Origin of the sequence: Aromatoleum sp. (assembly GCF_035254505.1) — a bacterium.
Classification (GTDB): domain Bacteria; phylum Pseudomonadota; class Gammaproteobacteria; order Burkholderiales; family Rhodocyclaceae; genus Aromatoleum.
Map to the genome: position 1 here is coordinate 1 of NZ_DATFAO010000097.1, position 14,008 is coordinate 14,008.

The 14,008-nt window shown below is 64.6% G+C and carries 15 protein-coding genes; 9 read left to right on the plus strand and 6 right to left on the minus strand.

Annotated features, from left to right (window positions below):
* Positions 1 to 100 (minus strand): hypothetical protein (locus VJ673_RS21520; RefSeq protein ID WP_324128236.1); only part of this gene is annotated, 100 nt, incomplete at its 3' end.
* A gap of 85 nt (positions 101 to 185) precedes the next feature.
* Positions 186 to 611 (minus strand): nucleoside-diphosphate kinase, encoded by a 426-nt coding sequence (ndk, locus tag VJ673_RS21525; RefSeq protein ID WP_324128223.1) that lies wholly within the window; start codon positions 609 to 611, stop codon positions 186 to 188.
* 188 nt (positions 612 to 799) lie between these two features.
* On the opposite strand from ndk, the gene nifA reads away from it, so the two are divergent.
* Positions 800 to 2,458 (plus strand): nif-specific transcriptional activator NifA, encoded by a 1,659-nt coding sequence (gene nifA / locus VJ673_RS21530; RefSeq protein ID WP_324128224.1) that lies wholly within the window; start codon positions 800 to 802, stop codon positions 2,456 to 2,458.
* Between the two features lie 199 nt (positions 2,459 to 2,657).
* On the opposite strand, the gene VJ673_RS21535 is transcribed toward nifA, so the two are convergent.
* Positions 2,658 to 3,227: a hypothetical protein gene (locus tag VJ673_RS21535; RefSeq protein WP_324128225.1), complete on the minus strand. Its 570-nt coding sequence runs from the start codon at positions 3,225 to 3,227 to the stop codon at positions 2,658 to 2,660.
* Positions 3,228 to 3,498: 271 nt separating this feature from the next.
* Here VJ673_RS21535 and VJ673_RS21540 point away from each other — a divergent pair, with 271 nt between their 5' ends.
* The 5 genes from VJ673_RS21540 to VJ673_RS21560 all read left to right on the plus strand — a co-directional run bounded on the left by VJ673_RS21540 (position 3,499) and on the right by VJ673_RS21560 (position 8,120).
* Positions 3,499 to 4,989, plus strand: a complete 1,491-nt coding sequence (locus tag VJ673_RS21540; protein ID WP_324128226.1) for a GGDEF domain-containing protein — start codon at positions 3,499 to 3,501, stop codon at positions 4,987 to 4,989.
* A gap of 186 nt (positions 4,990 to 5,175) precedes the next feature.
* Positions 5,176 to 6,690, plus strand: a complete 1,515-nt coding sequence (gene nifB, locus VJ673_RS21545; protein WP_324128227.1) for a nitrogenase cofactor biosynthesis protein NifB — start codon at positions 5,176 to 5,178, stop codon at positions 6,688 to 6,690.
* A gap of 13 nt (positions 6,691 to 6,703) precedes the next feature.
* Positions 6,704 to 7,033, plus strand: coding sequence for a nitrogen fixation protein NifZ (locus VJ673_RS21550; RefSeq protein WP_324128228.1), 330 nt, complete (start codon positions 6,704 to 6,706; stop codon positions 7,031 to 7,033).
* Complete coding sequence (gene nifT, locus VJ673_RS21555) at positions 7,030 to 7,242, plus strand: putative nitrogen fixation protein NifT (RefSeq protein WP_324128229.1); 213 nt, start codon at positions 7,030 to 7,032, stop codon at positions 7,240 to 7,242. Before VJ673_RS21550 ends, nifT begins: the two co-directional genes overlap by 4 nt.
* 20 nt (positions 7,243 to 7,262) lie before the next feature.
* Positions 7,263 to 8,120 carry an SIR2 family protein gene (locus VJ673_RS21560; RefSeq protein ID WP_324128230.1) on the plus strand — a complete coding sequence of 286 codons (858 nt, stop codon included), beginning with the start codon at positions 7,263 to 7,265 and terminating at the stop codon, positions 8,118 to 8,120.
* A gap of 70 nt (positions 8,121 to 8,190) precedes the next feature.
* On the opposite strand, the gene draG is transcribed toward VJ673_RS21560, so the two are convergent.
* From draG to VJ673_RS21575, 3 genes are read right to left on the minus strand one after another with little or no spacing between them, the layout of a single operon-like run.
* On the minus strand, positions 8,191 to 9,090 hold the full coding sequence (gene draG, locus VJ673_RS21565) for an ADP-ribosyl-[dinitrogen reductase] hydrolase (RefSeq protein ID WP_324128231.1): 900 nt from the start codon (positions 9,088 to 9,090) through the stop codon (positions 8,191 to 8,193).
* Entirely contained in the window at positions 9,087 to 9,923 is an 837-nt protein-coding gene (locus VJ673_RS21570; protein WP_324128232.1) for an NAD(+)--dinitrogen-reductase ADP-D-ribosyltransferase, read from the minus strand. The genes draG and VJ673_RS21570 overlap by 4 nt, the downstream gene beginning before the upstream one ends.
* Before the next feature lie 19 nt (positions 9,924 to 9,942).
* Positions 9,943 to 10,149: an FmdB family zinc ribbon protein gene (locus VJ673_RS21575; protein WP_324128233.1), complete on the minus strand. Its 207-nt coding sequence runs from the start codon at positions 10,147 to 10,149 to the stop codon at positions 9,943 to 9,945.
* 339 nt (positions 10,150 to 10,488) lie between these two features.
* Between VJ673_RS21575 and nifH the strand changes: the two genes are divergently transcribed.
* From nifH to nifK, 3 genes are all read left to right on the plus strand, one after another.
* Complete coding sequence (nifH, locus tag VJ673_RS21580) at positions 10,489 to 11,358, plus strand: nitrogenase iron protein (RefSeq protein ID WP_076601595.1); 870 nt, start codon at positions 10,489 to 10,491, stop codon at positions 11,356 to 11,358.
* Between the two features lie 32 nt (positions 11,359 to 11,390).
* Positions 11,391 to 12,836 (plus strand): nitrogenase molybdenum-iron protein alpha chain, encoded by a 1,446-nt coding sequence (nifD, locus tag VJ673_RS21585; protein WP_324128234.1) that lies wholly within the window; start codon positions 11,391 to 11,393, stop codon positions 12,834 to 12,836.
* 11 nt (positions 12,837 to 12,847) lie between these two features.
* The coding region (gene nifK / locus VJ673_RS21590; RefSeq protein ID WP_324128235.1) for a nitrogenase molybdenum-iron protein subunit beta at positions 12,848 to 14,008 on the plus strand (1,161 nt) is incomplete at its 3' end.

The window sequence follows — 14,008 nt, forward strand, 5'->3', positions numbered from 1 at the left end:
GCATCACCTGGCGCGCACGGAAGGGCTTTTCGCCGCGCTCCGCGAACCAGGCGACGAGGCCGTCGACGTCGAAATCGAGCAGATTGACCGGTGTTTCCATGTGTTTCCTGTGTTGCCCTCAAAATGCAATCGGCCCGCGACGCACGAAGTGCGCGGGCCGATGCGCGGGCGTAGCCCTGAGAGGCTTAGCGGGCGTAAACGTTCATCCCGGGGAAGAAGAACGCGACTTCGACAGCGGCCGTTTCGGCAGCGTCGGAGCCGTGAACGGCGTTCGCGTCGATCGAGTCGGCGAAGTCGGCGCGGATGGTGCCGGCAGCGGCCTTCTTCGGGTCGGTGGCGCCCATCAGGTCGCGGTTCTTGGCGATCGCGCCTTCACCTTCCAGCACTTGGATCATGACCGGGCCGGAGATCATGAAGGAGACGAGATCCTTGAAGAAGGGACGTTCCTTGTGGACGGCGTAGAACTGGCCGGCTTCGCGCTCGGACAGGTGAACCATCTTCGAGGCGATGATCTTCAGGCCCGCATCTTCGAAGCGCTGGTAGATCTTGCCGATCACGTTCTTGGCGACAGCGTCGGGCTTGATGATGGACAGGGTGCGTTCGATGGCCATGTAAAAACTCCGGTTTGAATCGGTAAGCAAAAAGTAAGCGAAAAAAGCCTAGCTCGCGATTCTAACAGTTTTTCGTACCCCGCTCGCAGTAAGACAACAAAGTCAAGGACGTAGCCCTGATAGGGCGGGACAATGGCGCACTTCTTGCGGCGCAACATTGTATCCATACACTGACCAAGGTTATTACGATGGCGCCCGCGCAAAATTATCGTCGCTCATCCGACATCGATCTGCTGACAATTTACGAGATCAGCAAGGTACTGACCTCTTCGCTGGATTTTCGGCAGTGCCTGCAAACGGTGTTGCAGCTGCTGCTGTCGCAGCTGAATATGCGGCACGCGGTGGTCGGTTTGGTGCAGACGGATGGCCAACTGCACATTCTTGGTGCAGCGGGCGTGCCGTGGCCGATGAGCGAGGCACCGATCCTGGATCCGCGGCGGGGAATCATCTCGAAGGTGATTCGCAGCGGCTCGCCGATCGTGATCCCCGACATTGCCGCCGACGCCCACTTCACGAACCGCACGGGGCGCGATCCCGAGCAGATGGAGGGGGTGTCCTACCTCGTCGTGCCGCTGAAGGTGGACCGGGAAGTGATAGGCATCCTGTCGGCCGATCGGCATCCGGAAGACGAGGAAAGCGTCAATTTCGAGCGGGACATGCGCATGCTGTCGCTGGTCGCGAACCTGCTCGCCCAGACCTTCCGTCTGCATCAGGCGGTGGCGGCGGACCGTCAGGTGCTGCTGGAGGAGTCCGCACGGCTGCAAAAGCAGTTGCAAGGGCAGTACGACATCGAGAACGTGGTCGGGCGCTCGAAGCGGATGAAGGAGGTCTTCACGGACGTGCATCAGGCGGCGCCTTCGGGAGCGACGGTGTTGTTGCGCGGCGAATCGGGCACCGGCAAGGAGGCGATTGCGCATGCGATCCACTATCTGTCGCCGCGCGCGAAGGGCCCGTTCGTGAAGCTCAATTGCGCGGCGCTGCCGGAGACGCTGTTGGAGTCGGAGCTCTTCGGTCACGAGCGGGGCGCCTTCACGGGCGCGACCTCGGAGCGCAAGGGACGTTTCGAGCTGGCGCGCGGGGGCACGATCTTCCTCGACGAGATCGGCGACATTTCGCCCGCCTTCCAGGCGAAGTTGCTGCGCGTGCTGCAGGAGCAGGAGTTCGAGCGCGTCGGCGGCAACAAGACGATCAAGACGGATGTGCGGCTGGTCGCGGCGACGAATCGCAATCTGGAGGAGATGGTGCAGAAGAATGAGTTCCGTGCGGATCTCTACTTCCGGCTCAACGTGGTGGCGATCTTCCTGCCGGCGCTCCGGGAGCGGAAGGACGATATTCCGTTGCTGGTCGATTTCTTCCTCGAGCGCTTCAACAGCGAGAACCGGCGGCAGCTGACGATCACGCCGGGGGCGGTCGATATCCTGATGCAGTGCAACTGGCCGGGGAATGTGCGGGAGTTGGAGAACTGCATTCAGCGGGCGGCGACGATGACGCGCGCGAATGTGATCCGGGAGGCGGATATGCGCTGCCAGAAGGGGCAGTGTTTTTCGTCGATGCTGCTGGAGACGACGCAGGCGCGGGCGTGCTTTCCGGTGGCGGGCATGCCGTCCCGCAGCTTGACGCCGGTTTCGCGACCGATGCCGACACCCGCTCCTTCTTCCGCGGACGAGGAGGAGGCGCCGCAGGGGGTGGAGCGTCGTGGCGTGCCGGTGAGCGAGCGTGACCGGTTGGTCGATGCGATGGAGCGCTGCGGGTGGGTGCAGGCGAAGGCGGCGCGGCTGCTGGGATTGACGCCGCGGCAGATCGGTTATGCGCTGCGCAAGTACAACATTGAGGTGAAGCAGCTTTGAGGGGGACTTCGATCCGCCCGGCGCCGGGAGAAGTCCCCACCGGGCAGGCGTTCGCGGCCTTCGGCTTCCCGGCCCGTGTCGGGCTGCGGGGGCGGCGACGCAAACCGACACGATCCGGCGCTCTCGACAGCCCGGTGGGGACTTCTCCCGGTGCCGGGCTACGTGGTCGGGTGAGAACAGCGCTGGGGCTAATTCGCTGTCACACCGGACGGTTCTCGGCGACCTTCACCAGGCCCATTTCGGCCAGTGCCTGGCTGTATTCGATGCGCGGGAAGCCGCTCGGCCCCTTCGCGGCGGCGTCGACGATGGCGTCGACCTTGGCCTCAGGCGACAGCTTCTTCAGGTCGCCCTTTTCCAGGTACAACAGGTCGAGCAGCTCGTTGTAGACGGTCGCTTCGTCGAGCGGCAGCACGTAGAAGCTCACGCCCTCGAATTCGAGCAGGAATTTCTTCGAGATATCGACGTTGCCCGCGAAGACGAAGTACTTGCCCGCCGGCGTGAGCGCAGCGCCAAAGGTGTCGCGCACGAAGTCGAGATAGGCGAGCGAGTCGACGTGCAGGGCGAGGAACACGAGCTGCTCGCCTTCGGCCGCGAGGATCACCTGGTCAGCCTTGATTTCGGGCGGGCGCTTTTCGCCGGCGACGGAGGGCGGGAACTTGAGACCGAGTTCGCCGCGGAAGCCGTAGCGGTTGGTCTTTTGGGTGGGGCCGCTGACGGTCGGGGACAGCAGCTTGCCTTCGAGGGCGGCGAAAAGCGTGGGGGTCGTCATGGTGAGGTCTCGCATCTTCGGTGATTGGGTAGCGGAGCCGTTGCGAGAACCATGCCACGGAACTTCCCGTTACCCATCAATTACTTAGAAAATGCAATCGCTACGCGTGTCGCGACATTGTTTGTCCCAAACGCGACAGAAGGCCCATCCGGATCACGACAGTCGCATCCGGCCGGACGACTCGCAGCTCTAACTAAAGTCATAGACGCGGGAGACTTTTCACGCTGCCCGGGCAAATTCCATGTGAGAATCATGGGTAAGCATCCCGCCCATGCCAACAATGAAGACGCCCACGCCAATCCTAGTTCCGCGATCCACGTCCGCGACGCCGCAGCGCTTCGGATTCACCATGGTCGCGGCGGCGGCGATCCTGGTCCTCGCTACGATGTTCGCTGCATACGGCGTCTACGACTATCGGGCGACGCTTGCCGCGGGGAGGGAATCGGCCGAGCAGATCGCCGACCAGACGGCACTCGCGGCCGAAGGCACGCTTGAGGCGACGACGCAATTGCTTCGCTCGATTGCGCTGCTGGTGCGGCCGCCGGTCCGTCGAGAAGCGCACGATGCGGCCGCGGTGCGCGCTGCACTCCTCGATCTGCAGGCGCACACGCCCTATGCGATGGACCTGCTCATCGTATCGCCGGACGGGCGCATCACGGATTGGACCGGCACGGGCGCGCCGCCGGACATCCGCGACCGCGAGTACTACGCCTACCACGCGCGGACGCCGACCAGCGATCTCTACGTCGGCCCGCCGCTGCTGTCGAAGGTGCATACGGGAAAATGGTTCTTCGCGGTGAGCGAGGGACTGCGCGATGAACGCGGAGGGCTGACCGCGGTCATCGTCGTCGTCGTGGATGTCGGCATCCTGCAGAGCCGGCTGGGTGGGCTGACGGTCGTGAAGGGCAGCACGCGGGCGCTGATGTCGCCGGACGGCAAGATCTACGCGCGAATGCCCGACCACGCGCTGCACGTCGGGAAACAGGTGTCGCGTCAGAAGGAGCTGGTGGCGCTGTCGCCGGCCAATCCGTCCTTTGTCCTGGATTCGACTTCGCAGCTCGACCAGCAGCGGCGCATCATCGCCTTTCACCGGCTTTCGGATTATCCGTTGGTTGCAGTCGCGACGATCGCGGCTCAGGAGCTGCTCGGGCCCTGGCAGGAGCGTCTCGTCATCGTCTGTGCGCTGTGGACGCTGCTCAGTGCCGCGATCGTCGTGCTGGCCTGGCGAGCGAGGGCCATCAGTCATGCGCAGATCAAGGAGGCGAACCTGGACGGCCTGACGGGCATCCCGAACCGGCGCTCGATCATGGCCCTCGCGTCGCGCCTCGAGCGGGGCGAGCGCAGCGATCGTGAGCTGTCGCTGTTGATGATCGACATCGACCATTTCAAAAGCATCAACGACGACTTCGGCCATATCGCAGGCGACGACGTGATCCGGCTGGTGGCGCATCTGCTGCAACGTGAGGTCCGGTCGTCCGACAGCGTGGGCCGCTACGGCGGCGAGGAATTCCTCGTGCTGATGCCGGGCGCGAACGCCGAAGGCGCGCACCGCGTGGCGGAGAAGCTGCGCCTCGCGGTGGCCGAGAAGCTCACGGAACCGAAGCCGATTACCGTCAGCATCGGCCTGGCGTCACGGAGCGACCGCGACCGTTCGCTCGCCGACACGCTTGCACGGGCGGATGCGGCCTTGTATCGGGCGAAGGCCTTGGGACGGAATCGCGTGGTGGTCGCCGACGAAGCGGTGTCCGTAATCGCGCCCTGACGCGGGAAATGTCGCAATCCCGCCGCGTTTGTTTCGAAGCAGACAGGTCCGGCCGCACCGGCCTCCCCGCATAAATCACTTAGCTTCCAGGCACTTAGAGTACACGAACAGTAATGGCATAGCCGTTGCAATACCTGTATCGAAAGCGCGTCGCGCCAACGAATACCAGGTTCAACGGAGAATGCCATGTCTGCGTCCTTGTCGTCCGGATCCCGTCCGCCCGGCTCCAGCCTTCCCCGCATCATCCCGCTGAACGTCGTCGGCAGCGCGAAACCGGCCTCCGCCGGCGGCTGCGCGACGGCGACCAAGGGGGGCTGTGGATCGGGCAGCTCGGCGGGACTGCCGCAGCACATCCGCGACAAGGTGCATGACCACCCCTGCTACAGCGCCGAAGCGCACCACCACTTCGCACGCATGCACGTCGCGGTCGCGCCCGCCTGCAACATCCAGTGCAACTACTGCAACCGCAAGTACGACTGCGCGAATGAAAGCCGGCCGGGCGTGGTGTCGGAAAAACTCACGCCGGAATTTGCGGCGAAGAAGGTGCTGGCCGTGGCGGCGCGCATCCCACAGCTGTCGGTGGTCGGCGTCGCAGGGCCGGGCGACGCGCTGGCGAACCCGGAGAAGACCTTCCGTACCTTCGAGTTGATCAAGGCGGCCGCACCCGACATCCGCCTGTGCCTGTCGACGAACGGCCTGGCTCTGCCCGACCACGTCGAGCGCATCAAGGCGCTGGGCGTCGATCACGTGACGATCACGATCAACATGGTCGATCCGGAGATCGGCGCGCGGATCTATCCGTGGATCTTCTTCGATCACAAGCGCTACCACGGCGTCGAGGCGGCGCGCCTCCTGCATGAGCGGCAGATGCGGGGGCTGGAGATGCTGGTCGCCGAGGGGATCCTGGTGAAGGTCAATTCGGTGATGATCCCGGGCATCAACGACCGCCACCTTGTCGAGGTGAACGCAGCGGTGAAGTCGCGCGGCGCCTTCCTGCACAACATCATGCCGCTGATCTCCGATCCGGCACACGGCACGCACTTCGGCCTGACCGGCCAGCGCGGCCCCACGCCGGCGGAGCTCAAGGCACTGCAGGATGCGTGCGAAGGCGACATGCAGCTGATGCGCCACTGCCGCCAGTGCCGCGCGGACGCCGTCGGCATGCTGGGCGAAGACCGCGGCGCGGAGTTTGGCTCGGCGGCGATCGAGGCCATCGCCGCCGAGATCGATGCGGAACAGATGAATGAGGCACGCGCGGCCTATCGCAGCTTTGTCGAACGCGAGCGTGCCGATCAGACGGCGGCCGCGGATGCGGCGAAGGTTCAGGTCGCGGCGACGGCCGAGACGCGCCTTGTCGCGGTCGCAACCAAGGGCTCGGGGCGGATCAACCAGCATTTCGGGCACGCCGAGGAGTTCCAGGTGTATGAGCTCTCGGCGGCCGGCGCGAAGTTCATCGGCCATCGCAAGGTGTCGCTCTACTGCCAGGGCGGCTTTGAGGACGATGAGGCGATGCCGGGGATCGTTGAGGCGTTGGCGGGCTGCGCCGCGGTGTTCGTCGCGAAGATCGGCCATTGCCCGCGCAAGGATCTCGCCGCCGCGGGCGTCGATGCGATCGAGGGCTACGCGCACGAATACATCGAGGCGTCGCTGATCGACTGGTTTGCCAAGTCGACCGCCGGCGCCGGAACGATGGTCGCATGAGGGAGGATCGGACATGTTTGCACGCGACTCCGACACCGTCGAACTCGACGGTGATCCGGCCTTCGACTACGGCGAGAAGGTCATCTCCCGTAAGAACGTCAAGAACGACGGCACGTTCTGCGGGCGCGAGATCGGCGAGCTGCTGGTGAAGAAGGGCGACGTCGGCTACGTCAAGAGCATCGGCACCTTCCTGCAGCAGTTCTACATCTACGGCATCGACTTTGTCGACCGGGGCTACGTCGTCGGCATGAAGGGGCGCGAACTGCGTTCGCTCGACTTCGAGGCCGAACAGGACGAAGCCACCGCCGACGAATTCACATCCGACGAGGAAATCGCATCATGAAGGTCACCGTACGCAAGGAAGTCTCAGGCGGCTACTCGATCTACGTGCCGAAGAAGGACCTGGAAGCGCGCATTGTCAGCGCCGAGCAGCCGGCCATCTGGGGGGGCAAGGTCGAACTCGACAACGGCTGGATGCTGGAGATGCCGGCGATGGCAGCCGACACGCGCCTGCCCGTGACGGTCGAGGCACGACGCCTCGGCGAGGCCTGAGCGAGCGGGAGGACCGCAGCATGAACGCCCCGAACAATCTCATGCTTAGCCTCGAAGGGACGCTTCGGGGGCTAAGCAACGGCTCGCTGATCCCTTATCTTGGCGCCGAAGCAGTGCTGCTCGACGCGGCCAACGCGGCGCTGCCGGTCGGCCATCCGGAACTCATCGCGCGGCTGCATCGCAAGGTGCCGATTCCGGCGCGGCTGCGCACCAACCTGACTGCCGCGGCGCAGTACATCGAGACCTTCCGTCATCGAAAGATGCTGCGTTCAATCATGAACGAGTGTTTTGCGCAGCCGGCGATCCCGTCGCTGCTGCATCGCTGGCTCGCGGGCCTGCGTCCGGCGCTGATCGTCGACCTCGGTTACGACGGGGCGACCGGCACGGCGCTCTCCGAAGGCCGCTCCTGGGGCCAGGTGCAGGGCGTGAGCCGCGCCGAGTCGCGCGCCGGGCAAGGCATCGAATGGGTGCGCTACTACGATGCCGCGGGCACCCTGTGCGACGACAGCGCCGCCGAAGGCTGGAACACGCTGCTCTACAAGCCGCTCGGCAGCGTCGCGCCCGCGGGCAACTTCCTCGTGTCCGACGCGGACTTCGTCGAAGTGCTGACCGAGATCGACCTGCAGACGCCGATCCCGCCTGAGGTGCAGCGGCGGCGGGCGACGCGCGGTTTCGTCTTCCTCGGCTGCCGCTTCGACAACCAGCTCGCGCGCACCTACGCACGCCAGCTCATGAAGCGCTCGGCCGGCCCGCACTTTGCACTGATCGAAGGGCCGCTGACACGCAACGAACTGCAGTTCGTCGCCGAACAAGGCATCACGGTGATCCCGGCATCGGTCCGGCACCTGCTCGCGACGCTCTGCACAACGATCGCCTGATCGGGGGATGGGCGATTGAGGACCCCGGGGGGAGTCGCACGGCTCCTCCCGGCGATCCTTCCCGCCGCGGCTAGGCGCCGAGCGCGACCAGCGCCAAGGCCTGATGTTCGATCTCGCGCCGCACGCTCGCATCGAGCTTCTTCAGCCAGCGCGCGGGAATCTCCGCGGCACCGTAGTAGGCTCCCGCCAACATGCCGACGATCGCGCCGGTCGTATCGGCATCGCCCCCGAGATTCACCGTCGTCACGACGCAGGACTCGAAACTATCGGTCCTGAAGAAGGCGTGCAGCACCGTCTGCGCCGTGTCGATGACATAGCCCGTCGCGCGTTTCGGATAGGGCTCGAAGCGGAACTGGCGGTGCGTCTCGACGAGTTCCTTCGCGAGCCCGCGCAAGGCCCGCAGGTTATCGCGCCAGTGGCCGCCCTGCAGCAGCAGCGCGATCATGCGCGAGATGCACAGCGTCGCCGCGTCGGAGAACGGGTGGTGATGGGTCACGTGGGCCTGCTCGATCGAACAACGAGCGAGGAGCTCCGCATCGCGAAACGCGAACAGGATGGCCGGAAGATTGCGCATCAGCGCGCCGTTGCCCGCATCGCCGTCGGAAAACGGCGCCTCGAGCGAGCCGTCGCGGCCGAAGCGGACGAGTCCGCGGCGACAAGTGTTGCCGACGTCGATCGGCTTCGACTTCAACCAGGCGAGCCAGTGACGGGCGATGTTCGGCAGATCCCAGGCGCCGGATTCGAGCAGCGCCGCCCCCATCGCGAGCGACATCTGGGTGTCGTCGGTAACCTGCCCCGGCCTCAGCTTGAGCCAGCCGCCGCCGATGATGTCTCGCAGCTCGCCATACTGCTGCCGGATCTCCGTCGGCGTCAGGAACTCGACGGTCGCACCGAGCGCATCCCCGACCGCGAGGCCCAGGTAGGCGCCGAGCGCGCGTTCGTATAGCGTCGGTTCGGCGGCCCCGCTCATAGCGTCGCCATCTTCACGCGATACTCGCCGCCCAGCACCATCACCTCGCCTTCGCCGCGCAGCACCGGCCCCGGCATCAGCGCGTTGCAGTAGACGACCTTGCACACGGGTACCTCAACTTCGAGGATGGTGTCGCCGAACTGGTCTGCGACTTCGCGCTGTGTCGTGAACGAGACAAGGTTGTTCTGCCGCGCGATCGCCTCGCGCGGGCGGCTCATTTGCCCCGCTTCGCGCTGCAGCCAGGCGACAACCTGGTGCTCCGCAAAATCGTTGACGCCGCGATACAGCGTCAGATGATGTCGCCCCGGGTACAGCCAGCGCCGAAACACCCGCTGGCCGTATTCGTATAGCAGGTCGAGTTGCGCATGGATGCCGTTGTTATGGAAGCGCGCGCTCATTTTCTCTTCGAGGTAGGTCATCCATGCTTCCGACGGATAGCGGCCAAGGGGCGCCTTGTGGAAGGTCGGCTGCAGCCCGAAGCGCGACTCGACCCAGCCCTTCAGCACCGCCGCCTCGCGCCCGTTCGCATCGAAGCCCCAGCCGCGCAGCAGGCGCAGGTAGTTCGCGCGATAGCGCTTGCGCCCCTGCGCGTCGCATACCGGCGGCGCATCGAGGTCGAACACGCTGCGCATGTAGATCTGGAAGGCGAGCACGGCATCCTCGATCGAGGCTGCGTCGTGCAGCATCGCGAACAGCGCACGGTTCATCTCCCGCACGCCGTGGATGCGCAACGGCAGCGGATGCGCGTTGAACGCGGCGCTCGCGAGCAGCCCGGTCGGAATTCCGACGAGATTCGTCGACTGACCGTAGGGGATGTCTGCGCAGGCGCTCATCGTCGATGAGGGCGCGTGTTCAGTAATTGCTGAAATGCCCTTCGCGCTTCGCCTGCGCGCGCGCCGCGTTGACGAGCCCTGCGGACTGTCCAGGCGGGGCCGGCCGCGACACCTGCTTTTCCAGCGACTCGTTGCCGCACATCGGGCAACGGGGCGTGCGGCTTCCCAGCACCAGCACTTCGAAAGTCTTGTCGCACGGCGGACAGCGGAAATCGAACAAAGGCATCGCAAATCTCCTGAAAGGGGGTGGCTGGTCCTTGGAAAGCAAGACCGATGCCCCTTTCATTACGCCCCGCGTTCCCCTACTCCCATGCGTACGCGCCAGCGGGGAAGGCGCTTTCCTCTCCTGCCGCCCTCCCGACACTGTCCGACAGCCGCCCGCGACTTTGTCGCGTTGCCGACAGCCCGCGAAGCGCCTCGAAAACCCCCTCCCCCTCCCCTACAACCCTTGCGGCACAACGCATTCACGGTCGTCATAGCCCGTTGGCACGCCCTTTGCCATAGGTAACTCGTGCCGGTTCGCCGGGTGTGAAAGCAGGACTCACTTTTCTTGAGGAGAAATGAAATGTCGCTTCGTCAAATCGCGTTCTACGGAAAGGGTGGCATCGGCAAGTCGACCACGTCCCAGAACACGCTTGCTGCGCTCGCCGAGATGGGCCAGAAGATCCTGATCGTGGGCTGCGACCCGAAGGCTGACTCGACTCGCCTGATCCTGCACGCCAAGGCCCAGGACACCGTGCTGTCGCTCGCCGCCGATGCCGGCTCGGTCGAGGACCTCGAGCTCGAGGACGTGCTGCGCGTCGGTTACCGCGACATCCGCTGCGTTGAATCCGGCGGCCCGGAACCCGGCGTCGGCTGCGCCGGCCGTGGCGTTATCACCGCGATCAACTTCCTCGAAGAAAACGGTGCCTACGACGGCGTCGATTACGTCTCCTACGATGTGCTCGGCGACGTGGTCTGTGGCGGTTTCGCGATGCCGATCCGCGAGAACAAGGCCCAGGAAATCTACATCGTCATGTCGGGCGAGATGATGGCGATGTACGCCGCCAACAACATCTCGAAGGGCATCCTGAAGTACGCCAACGCCGGCGGTGTGCGCCTTGGCGGCCTGATCTGCAACGAGCGCCAGACCGACAAGGAATACGAACTGGCGGACGCGCTGGCGAAGAAGCTCGGCACCTCGCTGATCCACTTCGTGCCGCGTGACAACGTCGTGCAGCACGCCGAACTGCGCCGCATGACCGTGCTCGAGTACGACCCCGGCTCCAAGCAGGCCGCCGAGTACCGCACCCTCGCGCAGAAAATCCACGCCAACAAGGGCAACGGCACGATCCCGACGCCGATCACCATGGACGAGCTGGAAGACCTGTTGCTCGAGTTCGGCATCATGCAGAAGGAAGACGAGTCGATCGTCGGCAAGGCCAAGGTCGCCTGAGGCGTCGTCGGAACCACTACAGGAGATTCGTCATGAGTGCACTACTCGACGACAAGACGCGCAACAAGGCGTTGATCAATGAGGTGCTCGAGGTCTATCCGGAGAAGGCCGCGAAGAAGCGCGCCAAGCACCTCAACGTATATGAAGAAGGCAAGCCCGACTGCGGCGTGAAGTCCAACATCAAGTCCCTGCCGGGCGTGATGACGATCCGCGGCTGCGCCTACGCCGGTTCCAAGGGCGTGGTGTGGGGTCCGGTCAAGGACATGATGCACATCAGTCATGGCCCCGTCGGCTGCGGCCAGTACTCTTGGTCGACGCGCCGCAACTACTACAACGGCACCACCGGGGTCGACGCCTTCGGCGCCATGCAGGTCACGTCCGACTTCCAGGAAAAGGACATCGTCTTCGGCGGCGACAAGAAGCTCGACAAGGTGGTCGACGAGATCACCCAGCTCTTCCCGCTCGCGAAGGGCATCTCGGTGCAGTCCGAGTGCCCGATCGGCCTGATCGGCGACGACATCGAGGCCGTGTCGAAGAAGAAGTCGAAGGAAATCAACCTGCCGATGGTGCCGGTGCGCTGCGAAGGCTTCCGCGGCGTGTCGCAGTCGCTCGGCCACCACATCGCCAACGACGCGATCCGCGACTGGGTGTTCGACAAGGCGGACTACAACGCGCCCTTCGAATCGACGCCCTACGACGTCGTGCTGATGGCCGACTACAACATCGGCGGCGACGCGTGGAGCTCGCGCATCCTGCTCGAAGAGATGGGCCTGCGCGTGATCGGCCAAGGCACCGGCGACGCGACGCTCAAGGAAATCGAGATGATGCCGCGCGCGAAGCTGCTGCTGCTGCACTGCTATCGCTCGATGAACTACATCGCCCGTCACGTCGAAGAGAAGTACGGCGTGCCCTGGTTCGAGTACAACCTCTTCGGGCCGACCAAGATCGCCGAGTCGCTGCGCGGCATCGCCGCCTTCTTCGACGACACGATCAAGGAAAAGGCCGAGCAGGTCATCGCCAAGTACACCGCGCTGTCGCAGGCGGTGATCGACAAGTACAAGCCGCGCCTGGCGGGCAAGAAGGTCATGCTCTACGTCGGGGGCCTGCGTCCGCGTCACGTCATCGGCGCGTACGAGGACCTCGGCATGGAAGTCTGCGGCACCGGCTACGAGTTCGGCCACGGCGACGACTACCAGCGCACGACCCACTACGTGAAGGACGGCACGCTGATCTACGACGACGTCTCCAGCTTCGAGCTCGAGAAGTTCGCCGAGAAGATCCGCCCTGACCTGATCGGCTCCGGCGTCAAGGAAAAGTACATCTTCCAGAAGATGGGCATCCCCTTCCGCCAGATGCACAGCTGGGACTACTCCGGCCCCTATCACGGCTTCGACGGCTTCGCGATCTTCGCCCGTGACATGGACATGGCGATCAACTCGCCGGTTTGGGGCATGACCAAGGCCCCCTGGAAGAAATAAGGAGATTCATCATGTCTCAGAGCGCAGAAAAGGTACTCGATCACTCCGCCCTGTTCGAGGAGCCCGAGTACAAGGAACTCTTCGAACGCAAGAAGGGCTTCGAAGGCGGCTGCGGCACGGCCAAGGTCCAGGAGATCGCCGACTGGACCAAGTCGATGGAATACCGTGAGCTCAACTTCAAGCGTGAAGCGCTCGTCGTCAATCCGGCCAAGGCCTGCCAGCCGCTCGGCGCAGTGCTGTGCGCCTCGGGCTTCGAAGGCACGCTCCCCTACGTGCATGGTTCGCAGGGCTGTGTCGCCTACTTCCGCTCGCACTTCAACCGCCACTTCAAGGAACCGTGCTCGGCTGTGTCCGACTCGATGACGGAAGACGCGGCGGTGTTCGGCGGGCTGACCAACATGGTCGACGGCCTCGCCAACTCACACGCGCTGTACAAGCCGAAGATGATCGCCGTGTCGACGACCTGCATGGCCGAAGTCATCGGTGACGACCTCGACGCCTTCATCAAGACCGCCAAGCAGAAGGGCTCGATCCCCGAGGACTTCCGCGTACCCTTCGCGCACACCCCGAGCTTCGTCGGCAGCCACGTCACCGGCTACGACAACATGCTCAAGGGCTTCCTGACGCACTTCTGGGAAGGCAAGACGCGCAGCGAAGTCACGACACCCGCCATCAACATCAATGGCGGCTTCGACGGCTACTGTGTCGCCAACAACCGCGAGATCAAGCGGATGATGAAGGACATGGGCGTCGAGGCGACTCTGCTGTCCGACCCGTCCGAAGTCTTCGATACCCCGGCCGACGGCGAATTCCGGATGTACTCGGGCGGCACCACCATCGAGCAGATGGAAGCGGCATTGAACGCCAAGGGCACCGTGTTCATGCAGGGCATCTCCGCCGCCAAGTCGGCCGAGTACACCGAGAAGGCCGGCCAGAAGGTCGTGTCGCTGAACTGCCCGGTCGGCGTCGCCGGCACCGACGCCTTCCTGATGGCGGTGTCCGAGCTCACCGGCCAGGCCATCCCGGCCTCGCTCGAACTCGAACGCGGCCGCCTGGTCGACGCCATCGCCGACTCGCAGGCCTACCTGCACGGCAAGAAGTTCGCGCTCTTCGGTGACCCCGACCTGACCCTCGGTCTCACCGCCTTCCTGCTCGAACTCGGCGCCGAACCG

Excerpts from the sequence above, each read along its gene's own strand:
- nifH (WP_076601595.1), top strand. The coding sequence starts at position 10,489 with ATGTCGCTTCGTCAAATCGCGTTCTACGGAAAGGGTGGCATCGGCAAG.
- VJ673_RS21570 (WP_324128232.1), bottom strand. The coding sequence starts at position 9,923 with ATGAGCGCCTGCGCAGACATCCCCTACGGTCAGTCGACGAATCTCGTC.
- draG (WP_324128231.1), bottom strand. The coding sequence starts at position 9,090 with ATGAGCGGGGCCGCCGAACCGACGCTATACGAACGCGCGCTCGGCGCC.
- VJ673_RS21540 (WP_324128226.1), top strand. The coding sequence starts at position 3,499 with ATGCCAACAATGAAGACGCCCACGCCAATCCTAGTTCCGCGATCCACG.
- ndk (WP_324128223.1), bottom strand. The coding sequence starts at position 611 with ATGGCCATCGAACGCACCCTGTCCATCATCAAGCCCGACGCTGTCGCC.
- nifT (WP_324128229.1), top strand. The coding sequence starts at position 7,030 with ATGAAGGTCACCGTACGCAAGGAAGTCTCAGGCGGCTACTCGATCTAC.
- VJ673_RS21550 (WP_324128228.1), top strand. The coding sequence starts at position 6,704 with ATGTTTGCACGCGACTCCGACACCGTCGAACTCGACGGTGATCCGGCC.
- nifB (WP_324128227.1), top strand. The coding sequence starts at position 5,176 with ATGTCTGCGTCCTTGTCGTCCGGATCCCGTCCGCCCGGCTCCAGCCTT.
- VJ673_RS21560 (WP_324128230.1), top strand. The coding sequence starts at position 7,263 with ATGAACGCCCCGAACAATCTCATGCTTAGCCTCGAAGGGACGCTTCGG.
- nifA (WP_324128224.1), top strand. The coding sequence starts at position 800 with ATGGCGCCCGCGCAAAATTATCGTCGCTCATCCGACATCGATCTGCTG.
- nifD (WP_324128234.1), top strand. The coding sequence starts at position 11,391 with ATGAGTGCACTACTCGACGACAAGACGCGCAACAAGGCGTTGATCAAT.
- VJ673_RS21575 (WP_324128233.1), bottom strand. The coding sequence starts at position 10,149 with ATGCCTTTGTTCGATTTCCGCTGTCCGCCGTGCGACAAGACTTTCGAA.
- VJ673_RS21535 (WP_324128225.1), bottom strand. The coding sequence starts at position 3,227 with ATGACGACCCCCACGCTTTTCGCCGCCCTCGAAGGCAAGCTGCTGTCC.